The sequence below is a fragment of the Nostoc sp. genome (genome assembly GCF_036919895.1).
In the GTDB taxonomy this organism is placed as follows: Bacteria; Cyanobacteriota; Cyanobacteriia; order Cyanobacteriales; family Nostocaceae; genus Nostoc.
Map to the genome: position 1 here is coordinate 17,487 of NZ_JBALBW010000036.1, position 20,118 is coordinate 37,604.

Sequence of the window (20,118 nt, forward strand, 5' to 3'; positions counted from 1 at the left end):
AGTTTTTACACAACATGCCTTTTGTTCGGAGTTATTTATGAAAAATATATTACAAAGCTCCATATCTCAAGAACAGAATTTACATCAGGGCTATAGCATTTCGTCTTATAATCGGCTGCTTTTGGTCGTGAAAGATTTGGCTTGTGTAAGGACAATTGAGGAAATTATTGAGATTGTGCGTTTGGCTGCGAGGGATCTCACTAATGCTGATGGAGTAACCTTTGTATTGCGGGATGGTGAATGTTGCCACTATGTAGATGAAAACGCCATCGGGCCACTTTGGAAAGGTATGCGTTTTCCCCTCAAGTCTTGCATCTCCGGTTGGGCAATGCTCAATAAACAAGCAGCCGTAATTGAGGACATTTACCAGGATGCAAGAATTCCTCTTGATGCATACAAAGTAACTTTTGTCAAAAGTTTGGTGATGGTTCCCATCCGAATCGCCGATCCATTGGGTGCGATCGGAGCCTACTGGAGTACACCACATTTAGCCACACCCGAAGAGATCGGACTCCTTGAGACTTTGACCGAGACTACAGCAGTTGCGATCGCAAACGTTCAACTTTTCCAGAAACTGACAAACCAAAACGCGCTTAAAGACAAATTTATTGCGATGCTAGCTCACGAGTTGAGAAATCCCGTCGCCCCCATCTCGAACGGGGTTCAGCTTCTCAAGTTGAAGCTAGGCGAGACTGGTGCAGTCGGAGAAACAGTTTTAAAGATGCAACACCAGATTAAGCACCTCTCGAAATTGATCGATGAGTTACTTGATGTATCGTCCATCACCTATGGGAAGATTTCATTAAACCTTGAGAAAGTTAATCTGGTGGAATTGATTCGCCAAAGTCTTAATGACCATGCACAAGCAATCAAGGGATCGAACCTTAACATAGTACAAGACCTGCCAAACACACCTCTGTGGGCTTATGTTGACCCGACGCGATTCTTTCAAATCTTTGGAAATCTTCTTGATAACGCCTTAAAATTTTCAAAATCAGATGGGACGATCTGGATTTCTCTCTCATTTCTTCGCGGTGAAAATGGCTTAGGTAGTGTAGCGGCCTTATCTATAAGAGACTCAGGTATAGGGATAGAACCGACAATCTTACCAGAACTCTTCGAGCCATTTACCCAGGCAGATCGTAGTTTAGATCGTTCCAGGGGCGGGCTAGGTTTAGGACTTTCCGTAGTAAAAAGTCTTGTCGAACTTCATGGTGGTAATGTTGAAGCCTCAAGTAGAGGGATCAATTTGGGAGCAGAATTTAAAGTAACTCTCCCTGCATGTGAAGAGATTACAATTTTGGATAAAGACCTGGAGATTATAGAGGCGGCTAACAAATCCTTGAAGATTTTAGTCATTGAAGATAACGAAGATTCAGCTACAACATTAAAAGCAGTGCTTGAGCATTTTGGGCATGAAGTTTCCACTGCTAATAATGGAATTTTAGGGGTAGAAACTGCAAGACAGCTTGAGCCTCATGTGATTATTTGTGACATTGGACTTCCCGAAATGGATGGATTCGCCGTTGCACAGGAACTGAGTAAAGACTCCAAATTTACTCACTCAATTTTGATTGCGCTCACCGGCTACAGTGGCCAGGAGGAAAAAGAGCTTGCGCTGAAGTCTGGTTTTACATGCCACTTGACCAAACCTGTAGACTTTGAAATGCTGACGGCAGAAATTGATCGATACTTTCTGGTGAGTGCGTAAGCGTAGATAGTCATAGACATCGCTTTTATCCCATTAAATCATCAGTTACAGGCTGACCAGGATAAAAGCGATCGCTCAGAATTTCCTCAAAAGCATATAAACATTGGTTAGGAAAAGTTGAGAGTGGTAGATTTGTCTCTCCTGATGCTAAATCCCTACCGTTTTGATCCGCTTCTTGAAGCGCTTCTTCAAGATAAGGTTTCAGACTAGAATTTTCGCCCAACAACTTGAGAATTTCTCGTCGTTGTAATCTATAGCGGTTCTCAGTCAAGTGAAGTACAAGAACCCCACCCCCAACCCCCTCCCCGCAAGCGATGAGGGGACTATGATGTAACTCATGTGATTAGGAAAGGCTATAATTGTCGCTAACCAGCTACGACTTCGTTGTTCTGGTTGAAATTCCCATTTGAGCAAATGTTCAATTAATATACTAAGACGATTTCTCAATTCCTGGCGTTCCCTTCTTCCCAAAGATTCGATTTACTCAATTAAATTGGGCAAGTCAAGCTGGTTCCATTGGTGATGACGCAGAAGGTTAGCCTGTTGTTGAGTCCAACTGTAGAAGTCTGCTTCATAGAAGTTTTGCATCAGTTATTTTGCCGATTTTCCGGTTTGTAGTGTCTACATAATTTAAGAATTCATAATTATGTTTCAGATAAAGATTTAAACCTTATTTGAAACAGGACTGTCTGCATAAGCATCCGGTACAAACCCATTATAATTACGAATTACAAATTACGAATTAGAAAGTCACCACACTCCGAATTGATTCACCTTTGTGCATCAATTCAAAAGCATCATTAATTTGCTCAATGGGCATTACATGAGTAATCAAATCATCAATATTTATCTTACCTTCCATATACCAATCAACAATCTTCGGCACATCTGTACGTCCTCTAGCGCCCCCAAATGCTGAACCTTTCCAAACGCGCCCAGTTACTAATTGAAAAGGACGAGTACTGATTTCCTGTCCAGCACCAGCAACACCAATAACCACACTAACGCCCCAACCTTTATGGCAGCATTCTAATGCTTGGCGCATAATTTTTACATTACCGATACATTCAAAACTGTAATCAGCACCGCCTTTAGTTAAATCAACCAGATAGGGAACTAAATCGCCCTCTACTTCCTGGGGATTGACAAAGTGCGTCATGCCAAACTTTTCTGCCAAAGCGCGTTTGCTGGGATTAATATCTACCCCGACAATCATATTCGCCCCTACCATCCGCGCCCCTTGGATGACATTTAAACCAATACCACCCAAGCCGAAAACTACAACATTTGCTCCTGGTTCCACCTTGGCAGTATTGATAACTGCACCAATACCAGTAGTCACACCACAGCCAATGTAACAAACCTTTTCAAATGGCGCGTCTTCCCGAATTTTTGCCAGGGCGATTTCCGGCAGCACTGTATAGTTGGCAAAAGTGGATGTACCCATATAATGATGAATCATCTGCCCATCGATACTAAAGCGGCTCGTGCCATTGGGCATAACACCGCGGGCTTGAGTTAGGCGAATAGCTTGACAGAGATTAGTTTTGAAACTTAGACAATATTCGCACTGGCGGCATTCGGGAGTGTATAGGGGAATTACATGATCCCCTGGTTTGAGACTAGTGACACCAGCGCCTACTTCCACTACCACGCCAGCACCTTCATGTCCCAAAATTACCGGAAACAAACCTTCAGGATCGTCACCAGATAGGGTAAAAGCATCGGTATGGCAAACCCCACTGGCTTTTACCTCAACTAACACTTCCCCAGCTTGTGGCCCCGATAGTTGAACGGTTTCAATTGTTAATGGCTTACCTGCGCCGTAAGCTACTGCTGCTTTAACTTGCAACATCAGCCCTCCTATATATTTGTTTGACGTTTTCCCTAGTGTTGAAACATGGGAATTATTTGACTTGAACACATTGAGCGCATGATACACTTTTGTATCACTTCATCGGATTTACTAATGACTGAATATCGCCGCTCTGAGGATAAATATTACTCTGTTAAAATATCATTCTCTAGCTAGATTAGTTAAAGGCGGTAACAGCTGTTTTGGCAACGATGTAAACTTGATGTCAGCAGCAACCCCCAAATAATTTGTCCACCCCTAGATTAATACATTATTTTGTTACAGCTTATGAACCCTGCCCTAACTCAAATTGGCGCTCAAATGTCCAACCTGACTGGCGTAAGAGCAATAATGAAGGATATTATCGAGACTTTGCGAGCGGGTGCAGGGCAGCAGTTTATTAATTTGAGTGCTGGTAATCCGTTGATTTTGCCAGAAGTAGAGCAGTTATGGCGGGATTGTACTGCACAGCTTTTGGCTAGCCCAGAATATGGTGAGGTGGTTTGTCGCTATGGCTCAAGTCAGGGCTATGCACCATTAATTGAAGCGATCGCTAATGATTTTAACAAGCGCTACGGGTTAAACTTAAGCGATCGCAATATCCTCATCACCCCCGGTAGTCAAAGTCTCTACTTCTACGCTGTTAATAGCTTTGGTGGCTACACCTCTAGCGGTGAGTTAAAACAAATCGTTTTACCCCTCAGTCCTGACTACACAGGTTATGGCGGCATCTGCTTAGTTCCAAAAGCCTTAACTGCCTACAAACCAACTCTTGATATTGATGCAGCCGCCCACCGATTTAAATATCGCCCCGACTTCAGCCAATTGTCGATTACAGAAAAGACAGGTTGTGTCCTCTTCTCTCGCCCCTGTAATCCCACTGGTAATGTCCTCACTGATGATGAGGTGAAAAAAATTGCTGCCCTGGCTGCGCCTTATAATTTGCCCGTGTTAATTGACTCGGCTTATGCGCCTCCCTTCCCAGCATTGAACTTTACCGAAATGACACCAGTGTTTGGTGATAATATCTTACACTGCATGAGTTTATCGAAAGCCGGATTACCAGGAGAAAGGATTGGGATTGCCATTGGTGATGAAAAGTGGATTGAAGTACTGGAGTGTTTTCAGGCAAATATGAGTCTCCATTCTTCACGTTACGGCCAAGCGATCGCAGCTTTTGCAATCAATTCTGGTGCATTAGTAGAAATTTCTCATACTGTCATCCGTCCTTTTTACCAGAATAAATTTACCGTTTTAGAAACCAGCTTAGAACAAGCAATGCCAAAGGATTTACCTTGGTTCCTCCATCGCGGTGAAGGAGCAATTTTTGCCTGGTTGTGGTTACAGGATTTACCTATAAGTGATTGGGAATTTTACCAGCAAGTAAAGCAAGTAGGTGTGATTATTGTCCCTGGAAGTAGCTTCTTCCCTGGTTTAGAGGAAGAGTGGGCGCACAAGCACCAATGTTTCCGCATCAGCCTCACAGGTACGGATGAAGAGATAGCCACTGCTATGGAACGTTTAGCAAAAGTGGCTGAAGAAGCTTATAAGAGTGCAGCGGTGATTGCCTAGTAGGGAAAATATAAATGAAACACGAAGAAGCTAATAAAGAAATAGGGAGCAAAGGCACAGAGGCGCAGAAAAGCAGGGGAGGAAGAGGAAAATCAAAAAGATCCAATCCCCAGCCCCCAATCCCCAGCCCCCAATCCCCAGCCCCCAATCCCCAGCCCCCAGTCCCCAATCTCGATAATTGGCTAGAAATTGGTAAGATTGTTTCCCCTCAAGGATTGTCTGGAGAATTAAAGGTTTATCCTGTATCTGACTTCCCCGAAAGATTTGAGGTGCCGGGAAAACGTTGGTTGTTGTGTTCAGGTGACACAGAACCGCAACCAATCGAATTATTGACGGGACGTTATATTAGTAACAAAAACTTGTATGTAATCAAATTAGCTGGTGTGGAAACTTGCGATCGGGCGGAGGCGTTGCGCGGTTGTAAGTTAATGGTACCAGTTAGCGATCGCCCCCAATTAGGCAAAGGTGAATATCATGTCCTCGATTTGATTGGCGTAGAAGTCTTCATGCAAGCGTCAGGCGAACTCGTTGGTACGGTGGTAGATATCATCGCCGCCGGCAATGACTTGTTAGAAGTCAAGTTGCACCCATCTTTTACAGGACAAATGACAAATGACAAAAAGCAGAAGACTGTTTTAATTCCATTTGTGGAAGCGATCGCACCAGTCGTAGACTTGAAATCTAATCGGATTGAAATTACGCCGCCGCCTGGGTTATTGGAAATTAATAATTCGTAATTATTACCCTACAATTCAAATTCGGCAAATTGGCATCCAATGTTTTGGGGTTACAGGTTTAATGGAAATATCAACACAACGGGACAGTAAAGAAGTTGTACGAGGGATAAGATAAAACTTTCCGCTTCTGGTGTCCCGGCTATGCCAGTTGTTAATTGAGTGCTGTAGAACCGCTCTACATGATTGATACAGCATTCAAGCGAGTTCAGTTCCCGCTCTCCAACTGGCTAGAATTGAAAAAAACCAAATAGAACCTCAGAAGATGTAGATAGCCGAGAATAGTTACCTACACACCTGAGTAGGGTGCCAGGGCTAAAGTTTTGCTACTATCAGCAAGGAGAAGGCGATCGCACAGGTTCAACAGTTCTAACTCAGTAGAGGTTTGTCGCATTAGCCGCAGGAAATGCCCTTCAGCGTCAACGCTCAGGGCAATGTAGTTGAGGAACATTTTCAGGTAGCCCGCGCGCGATCGCTCTGGCATATTTGCTGCTGTTGGGGTTTGGCATAAACGATCGATATAGTTGCGTACCTCCATTAAAGGAACCGGCACGATCGGCTCAAAACGCAAAGCCTGGCGAATTTGACTAAAAATCCAAGGATTGCCGATTGCCCAGCGTCCCACCATCACACCCGCCGCGCCCGTTTGAGAAAGCACTTCAATCGCTGTTGTCGCAGAGTAAATATTGCCATTGGCAAGCACTGGACAATTGACTCGTTTGACTGCTTCAGCAATCAAATCATATTTCACTGCCCCGTGGTACATATCTTTCACCGTGCGACCATGCAAACTCAGCAAATCTATGCTGTGGCGATTGATGGTATCTAGAATTTCGTAAAAGGTATCTGTATTTTCAAAGCCGAGGCGCATCTTGACGGTCAAAGGTCGATCGTTGACTGCTTGCCGCAATTCTGCCAAAATCCGATCCACTTTTTCTGGTAACAGAAGCAATCCACCCCCAACATTTTTGCGATAGATTCTAGGTGCTGGACAGCCCATGTTCAAGTCAACTCCAGCAATATTATAGCGGCAGAGATCAATTGCCGTTCTTACTAAGTCTGGAATACTTTCGCCGATCATTTGAGCAAAAACGGGGCGACCCGTGTCGTTTTCGGTGATTGCTGTCAGAATGCTACGATTAAGCCGTGAGGTATCATTGACACGGAAATACTCGGTGAAGAAGTAGTCAGGGCTGCCGTATTGGGCAATGACCTTCATAAACCAGAGGTTTGTCACGTCCTGCATGGGTGCAAGGGCGGTGAGAGGTAGGTAGGGATGAAGCGATTGGGGGAGCGATACCTGGGACGACATGGAGATGAGAGCGTTTGACAAAGCATCACTGTATCAAAAAATGGAACTCCAGTATTGACTAATAAGTAAATTATTATGCCAAATATTATTTCAACTACAGATTCTCTAGTTCACAATCCTATGCCAAGATCGACAATTATCCGTTTGGAGAATATTTATAAAATATATGGCAGTGGCGAAACTGAGGTTAAAGCACTCAACAAAGTCAATTTGACTATCAATGAGGGTGAATATTGTGCAATTATGGGGCCTTCTGGTTCAGGTAAATCCACAGCTATGAATATTATTGGCTGTCTAGACCGACCCACAGGCGGACATTATTACTTAGATAATATTGATGTGGCGCAGATGGACGATCGCTCGTTAGCGCACATTCGCAACAAAAAGCTGGGGTTTGTCTTTCAACAATTCCATTTATTGCCCCAACTCACAGCATTAGAAAATGTGATCCTGCCAATGTTGTATGCTGGTGTGAATCCCAAAGAAAGAAGCGATCGCGCAACGGTTGCATTGACGCGGGTAGGTTTAGCAAATCGCCTCAACAACAAACCAACTCAACTATCTGGCGGACAACAACAAAGAGTAGCGATCGCTCGCGCGATCGTCAATCGCCCTGTAGTACTCCTAGCCGATGAACCCACGGGCGCACTTGATTCGCGCACAACCCAAGAAGTCTTAGATATTTTTAGCGAACTCAATGCCAGTGGAATCACCGTTGTCATGGTAACTCATGAACCAGAAGTTGCCCGTCAAACCCAGCGCATCGTTTGGTTCCGCGATGGTGAAGTGGTACACTCCAACCTCACCCCAGCCGACTTGAGTAGCCTTTCTGTGTCATAACTTACAAACTCGACGTTTTACCAGTTTCTGCTTGCGTTGCGATCGGCTTAACATCGGTGTGACCAAATTCACCAGCTATTGTCCGAAACACTGACATTTGTTCTTCAAAATCTAGTCCTTCAATTTGAGAAACCAAATCATTAATCACCTTAGCTGGTTGGTAGCTAGCTGGTAATCCAACCACCTTATCTCCCATAGCTACTGCCCAAGCATACCAAACTAACAACTGGTTGTTTTCTTTGATCGCCCCATAAGCACGAGAATATTCTGTATCTTTGCGGTTAACAATATCCCGCATAATATCTAGTTGCTGTTCATCGGATAATTCAAAATAATCTCCTAGCAAAAGTGGTGCTAATTCTGGTTCAGCCGCAGCAGGAGCAGCTGGGGTAATTGAATCACCCATCTTTTTATAAACAAGATAGAACCAAGCTAATTTTGCATCGGTATCTAAGGCGTTAAACGCGTCCACCAATTTTTGAGTTTCGTCACTCTGGGCTTGAGAAATAGTTTTGTCGTAACTTGCAGTCATAATTTTGTTTCCAGCGAAATTTAATACATCAAACTAAGTGTTACCAGAGTTTGGGTGTCAGATTCTAGTACCGATAGAAAGAGTTAAATTACTTAAAAAATCTAGCTTTAATCTACCTTTTAATAGAGGTAAAAGTCTCTCTGAAGGAGGCAATGAAGTGGCGCATTAACTTGTTACTATTATTACAGCAATAAAAATTTACCTTAAGGTTTTTAGTTATGTCTGATAAAGCAAAGCCCAATTTAGATGAAGTAAAGCCCAATTTAAATGAAACTTCCACCCATAATGCCCAATTAGCTGCTGATAGCATAGCCAGTGGTGAAGAAGAAGCACCAAAGGTCAATTTTGATGCTGATTATGCAGCTGCACAAAAATTCAGCGTTAGTGAAGTCGATCGCACTGGTAAAGGTGCAGCAGCAGCCGAAGCAGCAACTGCACCTAAATATCAAACCTCTACACCACAAGAAACAAAAACTCAAGCGCACTCAACTGGTAATCCTGACGATTATCTAGAGTTAGCAAAGGAAGTTGGCAATTCTAATACTGAGGGTGTAGCTAGTGTCAGTGATGAACTAGTAGAAAAAGCTTTGGAAAAGGGTCAACCGAAAAAATAACTTTTCCTAACCTAACCTTTAGACATCTGGTAGAAAAGAATGTAGAGACGTAGCTGTGCTACGTCTCTAAAGTGCTTATGGATAATGTATATTTAATTTCTGGAGATGTTTATTAATTAATTAACAACCATTCATTACTTCTAACAGTTCGCTAGGTTGCTGAATTAAATAATCTGGATTTTGTTTGGCCAGTACTTCCGGCGAGTTAAAACCCCAAGTTACTGCAATGACTTGGATATTTGCTTTCTTTGATGCTTCTATATCTCTGGTTTCATCTCCGACATAAATAACTTCTTCAGGTTTGAGTTGCTTTTGCTTCAATACATTATTAATTATGGTTGTTTTGCCAAAAATGGTAATTCCTGAGTAGATAAAATCAAACAGGTGATTTAAATCATTGATTGTGAGAAATTGCGTAACATTCTCTTTAGAGTTAGAAGTAATAATGCCCAGTTTATATCCTTGATTTTGCAGTTCTATTAATGCTTCTTTAATTCCTGGAATTGGTTTTAATTCTGGGATTTTGTTTTTTAATTCTCCTTTAACTTTTTTAACTAAAAAAGGTATTTTAAATAGAGAAACTCCTGAGTACTTAATAATTTCCCTCGATGTTAAATTTTTAAGGAGGGCTAATTGCTCTGGACTTATATGTATAAAACCAAAATCTACAGCTAGACGGTTGGCAATACTTACAAGGGCATCTACTGTATCAGCAATAGTGCCATCAAAATCAAAAATAATTACTTTCGGGGTCATTATTTGCCTGGATGCGTCAAGATTAGCTAGGGCGTTGCGTCGTAACATTTCTGGCTTAATCCGCCGCAAGGCAGATGCTCGAAATCGGTTATCCCAATCCCGATCAGAGATTTGGGCTAATTCTAGGAGTTTGGGAGCAATATTTTCAGGATAAGGCTGAAATTCTGCAATATCAGTTGTATTGGCAAAACGTTGATTCCAAGGACAAACGTCTTGGCAAATATCACAACCAGCAACCCAGCCTTGCAAATGGGGTGTGATTGTCTCTGGGAGTTTTTCGTCCCGATTTTCAATTGTATGATAAGCGATGCAGCGATTAGCATCCACAACAAAAGGTTGAGTAATTGCACCCGTAGGACAAGCTTGAAGACAACGAGTACAGCTACCGCAGTGTTCTGTATGCGGGCGATCGCTTTCTAGTTCCAAATTCGTTAAAACTTCTCCCAAAAATACCCAAGAGCCATATTCTCGTGTAATCACATTACCATTCTTGGCAATCCAACCAATTCCGGCAAGTTGAGCCAACACTTTATCTTGCACTGGCCCAGTGTCTGCGTAATAACGAACTTTTACGCTTTCATCCAGTGATTCTAACCATGTAGATAGCTGCTTGAGTTTCTTATGCATCACCTTGTGATAATCCCTTCCCCAACCATAACGGGAAATTTTGGCGTATTCCTTGCCTTCTCCTGACGGAGACGCTACGCGAACGGGACGTTGATGTGGTGTGTAGTAGTTTAGCGCCACACACACTAGCGATCGCGCTTCTGGCATCACTAACCGGATATCCTGACGTTTTGGGTTAGCCATCCATTCCATATCGGCATGATAACCCAGTTCAATCCATGCTTGTAACCTCTGCGCTTCTGTGGCATCTACCCTATCTACAGCAGCAATTCCAACTTTGTGAAAGCCCAACTCGCTGGCCTTTTTTTTCACCACACTACTGCTTGTTACGGAATACTGACTCATTTTTTTATCTGGATTTTGCCTATACAAAGGCAAATAAATTATACATTACGTAGTCAATACCTTTGATTAATATTTGTTGCTTTTTCTACTTCCATCGTAAGGAAGATTTGTCAAGATGCGAAAATCTATCTCAAAAGCAGCTTTCTTTTTAGCGATTTTTGTATTGAAATGAATATTCAGCCAGCATAATACAGCTAATTTTATGACCTCTGCTGAATTTATATCCCCAGCACAGTTGCAAGAAGAATTCCAGATTGAGGGAATTACAGAAACAAGTGTACTGCGTTATTTTGAAACCTTAAATGCAGGAGAATTTGAGGCAACTGCTGCCTTATTTGCGGTAGAGGGTGTGATGCATCCGCCATTTGAATCTGATATTGTGGGGACAGATGCGATCGCAGCCTATTTAAAAAAAGAAGGACAAAACGTTAAAGCTTACCCCAACACAGGAATAGCCGAGACTTTAGAAACTGGTGAGATCCAAGTCCAGGTGACAGGGAAAGCTCAAACTTCGTGGTGTAGTGTAAATGTTTTGTGGTTATTTATCCTCAACCAACAACGGCAAATTTTATATACTAGAATCAAACTTTTAGCTTCTCCCCAAGAGTTACTTTCTTTACGTCGTGAAAAGTAGTAAATAACTATAATGTCTTCGGGAATGTTTGATATTACCCAAAACAAAATCTAGGCATCAAAAATTCCTATAAATAACTTTTGGCTATTTGACTAATTCGGGTAAAGTAGCCTCCAACTTGAGACAGTTAGCACCATCAATCTGCAACTGGTAATCTACTTTATCCATGAGACGATTCATAATCAGCCAACCATAACCACCTTCTTGTTTTTCCAATGGGTTTGGAGCGTAATAGTTAGACATATCAAATCCTTCGCCGTAGTCCCAAATTTCTAGGGCAAAATCCCGATCCTTGACTTCTAAACGCAGTAAAATCGGTAGATTTGGTTTGTCTTTGTGGGCATGACGGACAGCATTTGAGTAAGCTTCCACCAAAGCCAATCTCAAACGACTTGATTGCCGCGACCAATCTACAGATTCTCCTAACTGAATTTTCAAACATCCCAGCAACCAGTTTTCGACAATATTCAGAAAATTCAAGTCACTTGGTACATGAAGCTCACTTTTCACGACTTACAAAATCTCCAGCGAAAGTATAGTTTGATCGTCTTCTTGAACGTTGTTATCTGCCTGGATGCGAGCTAGTAAATGGTTGAGAGAAAGCGGTTTTTCCTCTTGTTGTAACAGTTGCCAAAGACCATCTTGGTTTAGCATAGAACGGTTAATTACCTCAACATCAGACCCGGTTTTTATTGTTAAATCAGAATCATTTGAAATCATTGCTTCTGTAATCCCATCACTGGCTAGTAACAATGTGTCTCCAGCAGCAAGAACCAAACGACCAGACTGTGCCTGCCACTTGGGTAAGATTCCCAAAGGCACGCTGCGGACTTTGAGGTAATTAGGAGTGTTGGCTAAAGCGTCTTGGCGCGACCATAGTAGTGGATAGATATGACCAGCATTCGTGTAAACTAGTTCCTTAGTACTAGGGGTATAACAAGCTAGCACAAGAGTGACGAAATAATTATTGCTAATTAAATCTTCACTCAGAGCGTGATTGAGGTTTTGCATGACCACATTCGGCTCGGCTGGTGTTTCTTGAGATAATTCCCGGCGCAAAACTGAAATAATACTAGCCATAAATAAAGCTGCTGGTACGCCCTTACCAGAGACATCACCTACTGCTAACCATAAATCGCCCTTGGGATGAACAAATACTTCAAAGAAATCGCCTCCTACTTCCCGGGCTGGGTAACAGCAGGCTTGCACTTTCACACCTTTGATGTCAGGTAAACTTTGACGTAGCAAGTTGTATTGAATTTGCCGAGCCACCTCCAACTCATTATGAATCTGCTGTTGCTTTTCTTGGAGGCGCTGGTAGAGTTTTGCTTGAGAGAGGGCTAAGGCTGCTTGTTCCGCAACACCTGCAATTAGTTGGATGTCCTCATCTTGCCAGGGGCGATCGCGTCCCCATTGGTGGAGGGCCAGCACAGCCAACAAATGCTGTTGGTAGCTAAGTGGCACAACTAGATGGTGACAGGGGTTGCCCTCGTATATTTCTTCAGTAAGTTGATAATGACGGGTTTCCAGGACTTTTTCAATTAAAATACTGGAGTCGAAGAAGCAATCTGATACATTGGATTTAGGATCGCGGTATAAAAACTCGTCTTGGATCAGGCGATCGCCCTCTACTGGTCTGAGCAAGCAACTGGTAGCGTCAAATGTTTGTCCAATGGTTGCTACAATTTTTTGCAGCATACTATCGTAGTCTAAAGACTCCCGAATTGCAGTTGTTACTGCATTAAACAAAGATTCTCGCTGTAAGGCCCGACGCAACTCTTGGGTGCGCTTCTTAACTACGCGATATGTATCAGTGGCTTGCTCAACTAATGCCCGCAGTTTATCTGGATTCCAAGGTTTGGTAATGTACTTGAATACCTGACCAGAGTTAATGGCATCCACCAAATCTTCGACATCAGTAAAACCAGTTAACAAAATCCTTATTGTGTCTGGAAAGCGCTCTACGGTGCGACTAAAAAATTCGGTGCCATTCATTTCTGGCATTCGTTGGTCAGAAATAATCACCGCCATTTCGCCAAATTGATCCAAGATTTCCAGAGCGTTAAAGGCATGATTGGCTTTATATACTTGAAAATCTCGCCTAAAAGTGCGGTAGAGTAAATCTAGGTTATCTGGCTCATCATCTACCACCATGAGCTTAAGTTTTTCCACCCCTGTCTCAGCCATATTTGACTTTATTTTTCAGATATTTGAATGGCGATATAATGTGATGTTTATACCACCTGGTAAATCACAGAAAATTAGAGAAGTCATTAACTTTGAAAATATTACTTTCTCAAAGTTGTGAGTTCTCTTAGCTCGTTCTCAATTACTCTAGATCAAAAAGACCTTTACCCAACTAACCCAGAGCGCAAGGCGCGGACTGCTGCTTGGGTACGGTCATCGGCACATAGCTTATTCAAAATATTGCGAACGTGAGTTTTTACAGTCCCAACAGTGATGTAAAGTCTTTCCGCAATTAGTGCATTACTACAACCTTCGACAATCAACTGTAGCACTTCTAACTCCCTTTCTGTCAGGGTGTAAGGTTGAATTCCTTCCAGATTATCGACATAATCAGGGTTAGAGGCAATAGTCTTGGTATCTACAAAAGCCGATTCCAACTTTTGAGGATTTTGTTGCGCTTGTTGTAATACAATTCGAGCGATCGCTGGATCGATCCAGGCGTTGCCATTGTAAGTTACTCTCACTGCTTCCAGCAAATTATCAAATTTGATATCTTTCATACAGTAAGAGTCTGCACCAGCCGCAAAAGCTGCTAACACAGCTTCTTTGTTATCCCGCAGCGTCAAAATTAACACTTTTGTGGCTAGCTTCTGTCCATTAGCATTAGATTTTACCTCCCGTGTTAGCTCAATGCCATCTTTGTCTGGTAAACCAATATCTACGATGGCAATATCAGCTTGTACCATTTTTAACATTTTTAGCCCCTCGGCAGCATTGGCAGCTTCACCTACAACTTCAATTTCATCCTTTTGGATTAGCGCTGTCCGAATACCCACACGAGTTAGATCGTGATCTTCAATCAGAGCGATACGAATTTTACTCATAGCCAACTTCAACCCGTTACACTACCTTAACCATAAAGTCGAGTTTCGTGACATACTCCCACACCAACTACAAGCAGTATAGTGGGGGCTTCTGTTCCCGGAACCAGAGTTGCGAGTTTAGCTTTTTATACTGAGTGAATATTACACCTTAACAATAAAGGTTGCACTTATTTAGCCCAAGTACAAGCACTCTTAGGAATCCCCACTTTTAAACCCGCATTTCTCACAAGCTTGAAATGCAGAGGTGCAGGGGAGCAGAGGAGAGTTCAATGTGCCTTCTTCTTTCCCCTCTGCCCCTCCGCCCCTCTGCTCCCCTGCACAAGGTTTTGAGAGATGTGGTGAGAAATCCGGGTAAAACCATCGATTGGTGGAGCCAAGTTTAAAGTTGTGAGGATATCAAGCTTTCTATTATTGCAAGGCACTGGGAATCCTTCCTGCTGAAGTTCTAATATAAAAAATTTGATAAACTTAACATTCAAGGAAATCTGGTGTGAGAATTACTCAAGAATAGGCTATGTCTAAAGGCGATCGAGCATTTTCAGTATTGGGAATACCAGTTCATGTGATGGCCAACTATCCAGGCTGGTTATTAGAATGTCTACAACAAGGCAGAGGAATTCATGTAGTAACGCTCAATGCAGAAATGACTATGCAGGCAGAGCAGAATCAATTCCTCGCTCAGATCATTAAAAATGCTGAACTAGTAATTCCAGATGGAGCCGGGGTTGTTCTGTATTTGCGGTGGCTATTATGGCAAAAAGTGCGGCGTTTTCCGGGGATTGAATTGGCAGAAACACTTTTGCAAGAACTTGGGAAACAGCAGACAGGAGCAAAGGTATTTTTCTATGGAGCAGCGCCTGGAGTAGCCTCAAGTGCGGCAGACTTTTGGCAGCAGCAAATTCCCGATTTGAGTATAGTCGGAACTCACTCAGGCTACCATTCCCCAGAAGAAGAAGCACAATTGAAACAAACTCTCGCTCAATTGCAGCCACAAGTAATTTTTGTCGGTTTGGGAGTACCACGTCAAGAGTTATGGATTGCCGAAAACCGCCATTTGTGTCCTCAAGCAATTTGGATTGGCGTTGGTGGTAGTTTTGATATTTGGTCGGGAACTAAAACTCGCGCTCCCGCCTGGTTAGGAAATAATAATTTGGAATGGTTGTATCGGCTTTATCAAGAGCCTTGGCGTTGGCGGCGAATGTTGGCTTTGCCAGCGTTTGCGGTGAAATCGTTTGTTTATCGGTTGACAGCAAAAGGTGCAATTAGTTAAGAGTTAAGCTAGCGGATAGCTATGGTTTAGCCCGTGTTATTACTGGGGTCTTCAAAAAATTTTAAATTTTCTTTGTTGAATTTTAAATTCCCAGGCGAAACCTGGGAATCCTTATTTTTGAGAGGAATGTCACATCTAAGCCGGCAAACTGTTTGGTTGTGGGTATGAGGAAAATTTAACAATGCCAGTATTAACAACTCAAGTTAAGACAGATAAATCCATTCATAGAGAGAACTGTGAAACTCAACAGCACGTTAGCAAGACTATTGCAAAGGTGACATTGCAATCTGTAAGTAAGACTTATGCTAACGGCACTCACGCCTTGTTGAATGCGAACCTTGAGGTAAAAAAGGGAGAATTTCTGTTTATCACAGGGCCAAGTGGTTCTGGTAAATCAACGCTCTTGAAAATGTTGTATGCCCAGGAGTTGCCTACACAGGGAGAAGTAATTGTTGATGAGTGTAATATAGCGGGTTTAAGGGGCGATCGCTTGTCATTATTCCGGCGACGGATTGGTATTGTGTTTCAAGACTACAAACTGATTAGCCAACGAACAGTAGCAGAAAATGTGACTTTTGTGCTGCAAGCTCAAGGGTATACCCGTAAAGAAATTCAACGACGTTTAGAACCAACTTTAAAGTTGGTGGGTTTGCTGAGTAAAGCTGACTGCTTTCCAGATCAACTATCTGGAGGAGAGCAACAGCGAGTGAGTATTGCCCGTGCGATCGTTGGAACACCACCACTGCTATTGGCAGATGAGCCTACTGGAAATCTCGATCCAGATAATTCCTGGCAAGTGATCCAAATTCTCCAGAAATTAAACTCCTTTGGCGCTACGGTAATTGTTACCACCCATGATGAACAATTAGTGCGGCGGTGCAATCATCCGGTAGTCCAAGTTCGCAATGGACAACTGTCTCGAAAATAGTTATTTGTCATTGGTCATTGGTTATTTGCAAAGGACAAAGGACAAATAACTAATAAACCTGGTGCTTGGCTTTTGCTGATACGGGTATGAAAGTTGCTGCTGTTTTGGGGGGTAGAACTTGTAGGCGATGTTCTCCGAACGACCGGAGGTCATCGCAAACTTGTAAACTCTTAAAAGCTGCCTCTCGGATTGCAACTTCCTGCTCTCGACTAAGTAAGAGTTGCAAGCATTCGGCAATATCTTGCTGCACTGAAGAATCAACTCGCTGACGGCTGATGAATTTAGTTAGTTGACGTAGGGAAATCAAGCGTTTCAATGGATCTTTGTCTGTTAAATTGACCAACAACTGCTCAAGGTGGTCTTCTTCTCGATTTTCATAGAAGTTGACAAATTGCCATACCAATAAAATTAAAGTTAACAAGGTTCCCACACCTTGAACAATAGCACCAGCCGCAATCCAGGAACTGTGAGATTCAACCCAAATTGCCGCAGCCATATAAGTGCTGACAGTAGCAACACCACCACTAATGACTGCTAAAGCTAACCGACGATTTGAACTGTTTAAGAACTTACGGATCTTAGACCAGTGCAATTGCCAGTCCCACTCCTGCATTGAGTAAACCAATACCATTACCCCAACGCCGATTAAGAGAGCTAATAGCAGTTTCCAGTTCCATAACAACATAGCAACAATGATTGTCAGGAACCCAAAAAAGCCCCCAGGGCCAGAGAGACGCTTAAATGTTTGCTGCTTTGTAGCTCCCTTTGTCTTGAACAATGGAAACGACCAGTTCCAGTTGGGAATCTGGTGGATCAATTGCTGCCAGTAAGACGAAGCCTGTGCCAAAGTGTTTACCTACTTGATTACGAAATTACTTATTGTATAAGTTTTACTAGAAATGAAGAAAGAGTGAAGGCCCAAACTACAAAATATCCGATTTTTCTTGACGGATAGTAGACTAGTACAGCATGGCGGAAATAAAGATACCATTTTAAATGGTTCAGAGCAAGGGCATAAAGGCTTTTTACAGACAAAAACGAAAGTGATCAAGGGTGAATTGACCATCAAAAGCACAGAAGGTAACGCTGTAGATGTTATTCACATTTATAGATAATAAGGTATTGGGGGAAATTGCGGAGTCTGAATTGGCAAGATTAGCGCTTGGGAGTACAGTTTGACCGAGGAGTTGGCGATCGCGATCGTAGGCAGAAAGCACTAGCCGTTGCGAACTAGTCACAAAGGCGCTAACCGAGTTCACCGGATGTAAAAAAGTAGCTTCTAAAAATCCGCTTTTGGGCGCTCCCATTAAGACTGTTAGCCCTAAATAGTTTGGAAATGCTGGATTTGATGGTTGTATTGCTAGACAATTGTGAAAAATTACTCCCCAGTCTTCATACTGACGCTCTACAGCTTCAAAACACTTTAATTTTTCTAGGTCTAAACAGATATAAGTAGGTACATTTATACTGGCAGTATCAATGGCTGATTCGCCTCGATCCCCCCAAGCCTCAGCTTTAACTTCATTTTGTATATTAAACTTGTCAAGCGCAAATTTAGCGTCTTCAATCGCTGGTAGTTTATTTGATTGAAGAGTAGCCTGCTTTACCATGACATCCCGCCTTACAATTGCTTAAAGAATAATTAGATTTAGTAATATATCAAAAGCTACTGTTTCTACATGTAGAACTAGAATTAATAGCTTGTAAAAATGAGCATTTTGAGTCTTGTTAATGCTCAAAATTATTTATGACTTTTTTGATAGACTACCATAAAAACTTATGTTTAATTACTGATTGAGTGATCCTCGCTACCACAATAAACCCTTATATAACAGTGTTTACAACGTTTGGTTACTTTTTCTTGTGAAAAAAATCATCGAATCTTTACAGGTAATTCAGTAATTTTATATCTACTTAATCTAACGGTAGCGAGAAGTCTTAGAGTGATTGGTTGGCCGATAATAACAATGAGTGAGGAGTTTGAACTAAATAGGTAAGTATTCTGAAATGGCGAAAGAAGAGGCGGTAACGCAAAGAAATTATCAAATACTTTCTCAGTGTCTCCGCATTCACAGGTCTATTCTGTTACTCATCCAATTAATTACTACAATCAACAAAAAATACTTATGTTTCAACCACTAGGTTTTGAACAACGCTCCATAAATACCTCACTAGGTAGAATGGTATATTACACCGCCTCCGGCTCACTTTGGCAGGACAATATAACGGCCAAAGACGACCGAGAAACTTTGGTGTTCCTGCACGGCTTTGGTGGCGGTTCTTCTGCTTATGAGTGGTCAAAAGTTTATCCGGCTTTTGCTGCTGAATATCGGGTTATTGCGCCCGATTTGCTCGGTTGGGGTAGGTCTGAGCATCCAGAACGGAATTATAATATTGACGATTATTTGACCACGATTCGGGAGTTTATCGAGCAGACTTGTACTGGCCCAGTAACTGCGATCGCTTCTTCTTTGACCGCAGCCTTTACAATTCGAGTAGCAGCAGCTCATCCTGATTTGTTCAAGTCTTTAATTCTCACTACCCCCGCCGGACTTTCCGACTTTGGTGAAAACTATTCGCGTAGTTTTTTTGCTCAGTTAGTCAGCGTTCCCATTGTTGACCGTTTAATTTATAGCACTGGGGTGGCCACCAGTGGGGGTATTCGCAGTTTCTTAGAGCAACGGCAATTTGCTAAGTCTAATCGAGTGTACCAAGAAATTGTAGATGCTTATTTACAATCCGCCCAACAGCCTAATGCTGAGTATGCGGCACTCTCCTTTGTCCGTGGCGATTTATGCTTTGATTTATCCCTTTACATTCAACAGTTGACCACGCCCACCGCTATTATTTGGGGACAAAAGTCAGAATTTACCGGGCCATCAATTGGTCGCCGCCTTGCCGAAATGAATCCCCAAGCAATCCGATTTTTTCAAGAGTTGGAAGATGTGGGGTTAACACCACAGTTGGAAATACCAGCAGTCACAATTGGGTTAATTCGCCAATTTTTGCCTTTGCTGAATTAGTAGTTTTTTCAGTAGTCCCAGCCCGGATTTCTCACCACATCTCTCAAAGCCTGTGCTTGTGCAGGGGAGCAGGGGAGCAGGGGAGCAGGGAGAAAGATACCATGAGATACACTGCCACAAGGGTTTCAAGCCCCTGTCTGGAAAAGTTTCCTACGGCAGGGAAACCCGCCTACAGAACTTTTCGCTAAATTTATTTATGCTCAATTTTAAACATTTATTTCGAGACGCGAAGCGCGAGAAATAATACGTCCTTGTTCCAGAGCAAATAAATTTATTTATGGGGTTCTCCCCCTT

The 20,118-nt window shown here is 42.5% G+C and carries 19 protein-coding genes and 2 pseudogenes; 9 read left to right on the forward strand and 12 right to left on the reverse strand.

The features are described from left to right. Positions 1-37 precede the first annotated feature (37 nt). On the forward strand, positions 38-1,711 hold the full coding sequence (locus V7K55_RS06455) for a hybrid sensor histidine kinase/response regulator (protein WP_334829347.1): 1,674 nt from the start codon (positions 38-40) through the stop codon (positions 1,709-1,711). 25 nt (positions 1,712-1,736) lie between these two features. Here the strand turns inward: V7K55_RS06455 and V7K55_RS06460 are convergent, their stop codons facing one another. The 3 genes and pseudogenes from V7K55_RS06460 to V7K55_RS06470 all read right to left on the reverse strand — a co-directional run bounded on the left by V7K55_RS06460 (position 1,737) and on the right by V7K55_RS06470 (position 3,563). Further along, on the reverse strand, positions 1,737-1,982 hold the full coding sequence (locus V7K55_RS06460; protein WP_334829349.1) for a DUF29 family protein: 246 nt from the start codon (positions 1,980-1,982) through the stop codon (positions 1,737-1,739). After that, positions 1,979-2,299 (reverse strand): annotated as a pseudogene (locus V7K55_RS06465) (DUF29 domain-containing protein). Before V7K55_RS06465 ends, V7K55_RS06460 begins: the two are co-directional and overlap by 4 nt. A 154-nt stretch (positions 2,300-2,453) precedes the next feature. Next, entirely contained in the window at positions 2,454-3,563 is a 1,110-nt protein-coding gene (locus tag V7K55_RS06470; protein ID WP_334829393.1) for an S-(hydroxymethyl)glutathione dehydrogenase/class III alcohol dehydrogenase, read from the reverse strand. Between the two features lie 291 nt (positions 3,564-3,854). Between V7K55_RS06470 and V7K55_RS06475 the strand changes: the two genes are divergently transcribed. Together V7K55_RS06475 and rimM are read left to right on the forward strand one after the other, a co-directional pair. Next, on the forward strand, positions 3,855-5,138 hold the full coding sequence (locus V7K55_RS06475; protein WP_334829351.1) for a valine--pyruvate transaminase: 1,284 nt from the start codon (positions 3,855-3,857) through the stop codon (positions 5,136-5,138). Positions 5,139-5,152: 14 nt separating this feature from the next. Further along, the gene (gene rimM / locus V7K55_RS06480) at positions 5,153-5,875 is read left to right on the forward strand and encodes a ribosome maturation factor RimM (RefSeq protein WP_334829353.1); all 723 of its coding nucleotides are present in this window, start codon (positions 5,153-5,155) and stop codon (positions 5,873-5,875) included. Positions 5,876-6,161: 286 nt separating this feature from the next. Here rimM and V7K55_RS06485 read toward each other — a convergent pair whose 3' ends face one another. Then, positions 6,162-7,184 carry a tRNA-dihydrouridine synthase family protein gene (locus tag V7K55_RS06485; RefSeq protein ID WP_334829355.1) on the reverse strand — a complete coding sequence of 341 codons (1,023 nt, stop codon included), beginning with the start codon at positions 7,182-7,184 and terminating at the stop codon, positions 6,162-6,164. 75 nt (positions 7,185-7,259) lie between these two features. On the opposite strand from V7K55_RS06485, the gene V7K55_RS06490 reads away from it, so the two are divergent. Then, a complete protein-coding gene (locus V7K55_RS06490) occupies positions 7,260-8,024 on the forward strand; it encodes an ABC transporter ATP-binding protein (protein WP_334829357.1) in 765 nt (254 codons plus the stop codon). 1 nt (position 8,025) lies between these two features. On the opposite strand, the gene V7K55_RS06495 is transcribed toward V7K55_RS06490, so the two are convergent. Continuing rightward, positions 8,026-8,556 carry an orange carotenoid protein N-terminal domain-containing protein gene (locus V7K55_RS06495; protein ID WP_334829359.1) on the reverse strand — a complete coding sequence of 177 codons (531 nt, stop codon included), beginning with the start codon at positions 8,554-8,556 and terminating at the stop codon, positions 8,026-8,028. 218 nt (positions 8,557-8,774) lie between these two features. On the opposite strand from V7K55_RS06495, the gene V7K55_RS06500 reads away from it, so the two are divergent. Beyond that, entirely contained in the window at positions 8,775-9,170 is a 396-nt protein-coding gene (locus tag V7K55_RS06500; protein ID WP_334829361.1) for a hypothetical protein, read from the forward strand. Between the two features lie 120 nt (positions 9,171-9,290). Here V7K55_RS06500 and V7K55_RS06505 read toward each other — a convergent pair whose 3' ends face one another. Continuing rightward, complete coding sequence (locus V7K55_RS06505; RefSeq protein ID WP_334829363.1) at positions 9,291-9,926, reverse strand: HAD-IA family hydrolase; 636 nt, start codon at positions 9,924-9,926, stop codon at positions 9,291-9,293. After that, a pseudogene (gene queG, locus V7K55_RS06510) lies at positions 9,901-10,898 on the reverse strand (tRNA epoxyqueuosine(34) reductase QueG). The gene V7K55_RS06505 and the pseudogene queG overlap by 26 nt, the downstream one beginning before the upstream one ends. Positions 10,899-11,100: 202 nt before the next feature. Between queG and V7K55_RS06515 the strand changes: the two are divergent. Then, complete coding sequence (locus tag V7K55_RS06515) at positions 11,101-11,532, forward strand: ketosteroid isomerase family protein (RefSeq protein ID WP_334829365.1); 432 nt, start codon at positions 11,101-11,103, stop codon at positions 11,530-11,532. An 84-nt stretch (positions 11,533-11,616) separates the two neighbouring features. On the opposite strand, the gene V7K55_RS06520 is transcribed toward V7K55_RS06515, so the two are convergent. From V7K55_RS06520 to V7K55_RS06530, 3 genes are all read right to left on the reverse strand, one after another. Next, the gene (locus V7K55_RS06520) at positions 11,617-12,042 is read right to left on the reverse strand and encodes an ATP-binding protein (protein ID WP_094329678.1); all 426 of its coding nucleotides are present in this window, start codon (positions 12,040-12,042) and stop codon (positions 11,617-11,619) included. A gap of 3 nt (positions 12,043-12,045) precedes the next feature. Continuing rightward, on the reverse strand, positions 12,046-13,719 hold the full coding sequence (locus V7K55_RS06525; RefSeq protein ID WP_334829368.1) for a SpoIIE family protein phosphatase: 1,674 nt from the start codon (positions 13,717-13,719) through the stop codon (positions 12,046-12,048). A 164-nt stretch (positions 13,720-13,883) separates the two neighbouring features. Further along, positions 13,884-14,603 carry a response regulator transcription factor gene (locus V7K55_RS06530; protein WP_334829370.1) on the reverse strand — a complete coding sequence of 240 codons (720 nt, stop codon included), beginning with the start codon at positions 14,601-14,603 and terminating at the stop codon, positions 13,884-13,886. A gap of 514 nt (positions 14,604-15,117) precedes the next feature. Between V7K55_RS06530 and V7K55_RS06535 the strand changes: the two genes are divergently transcribed. Together V7K55_RS06535 and ftsE are read left to right on the forward strand one after the other, a co-directional pair. Continuing rightward, entirely contained in the window at positions 15,118-15,873 is a 756-nt protein-coding gene (locus V7K55_RS06535; protein ID WP_334829372.1) for a WecB/TagA/CpsF family glycosyltransferase, read from the forward strand. A 181-nt stretch (positions 15,874-16,054) separates the two neighbouring features. Further along, complete coding sequence (gene ftsE / locus V7K55_RS06540; RefSeq protein ID WP_334829374.1) at positions 16,055-16,801, forward strand: cell division ATP-binding protein FtsE; 747 nt, start codon at positions 16,055-16,057, stop codon at positions 16,799-16,801. Positions 16,802-16,850: 49 nt separating this feature from the next. Here ftsE and V7K55_RS06545 read toward each other — a convergent pair whose 3' ends face one another. Beyond that, positions 16,851-17,648 carry an armadillo-type fold-containing protein gene (locus V7K55_RS06545; protein ID WP_334829376.1) on the reverse strand — a complete coding sequence of 266 codons (798 nt, stop codon included), beginning with the start codon at positions 17,646-17,648 and terminating at the stop codon, positions 16,851-16,853. 178 nt (positions 17,649-17,826) lie between these two features. Beyond that, a complete protein-coding gene (locus V7K55_RS06550) occupies positions 17,827-18,411 on the reverse strand; it encodes a hypothetical protein (RefSeq protein ID WP_334829379.1) in 585 nt (194 codons plus the stop codon). A gap of 516 nt (positions 18,412-18,927) precedes the next feature. Between V7K55_RS06550 and V7K55_RS06555 the strand changes: the two genes are divergently transcribed. Next, the gene (locus V7K55_RS06555; RefSeq protein WP_334829381.1) at positions 18,928-19,824 is read left to right on the forward strand and encodes an alpha/beta fold hydrolase; all 897 of its coding nucleotides are present in this window, start codon (positions 18,928-18,930) and stop codon (positions 19,822-19,824) included. Positions 19,825-20,118: the final 294 nt, after the last annotated feature.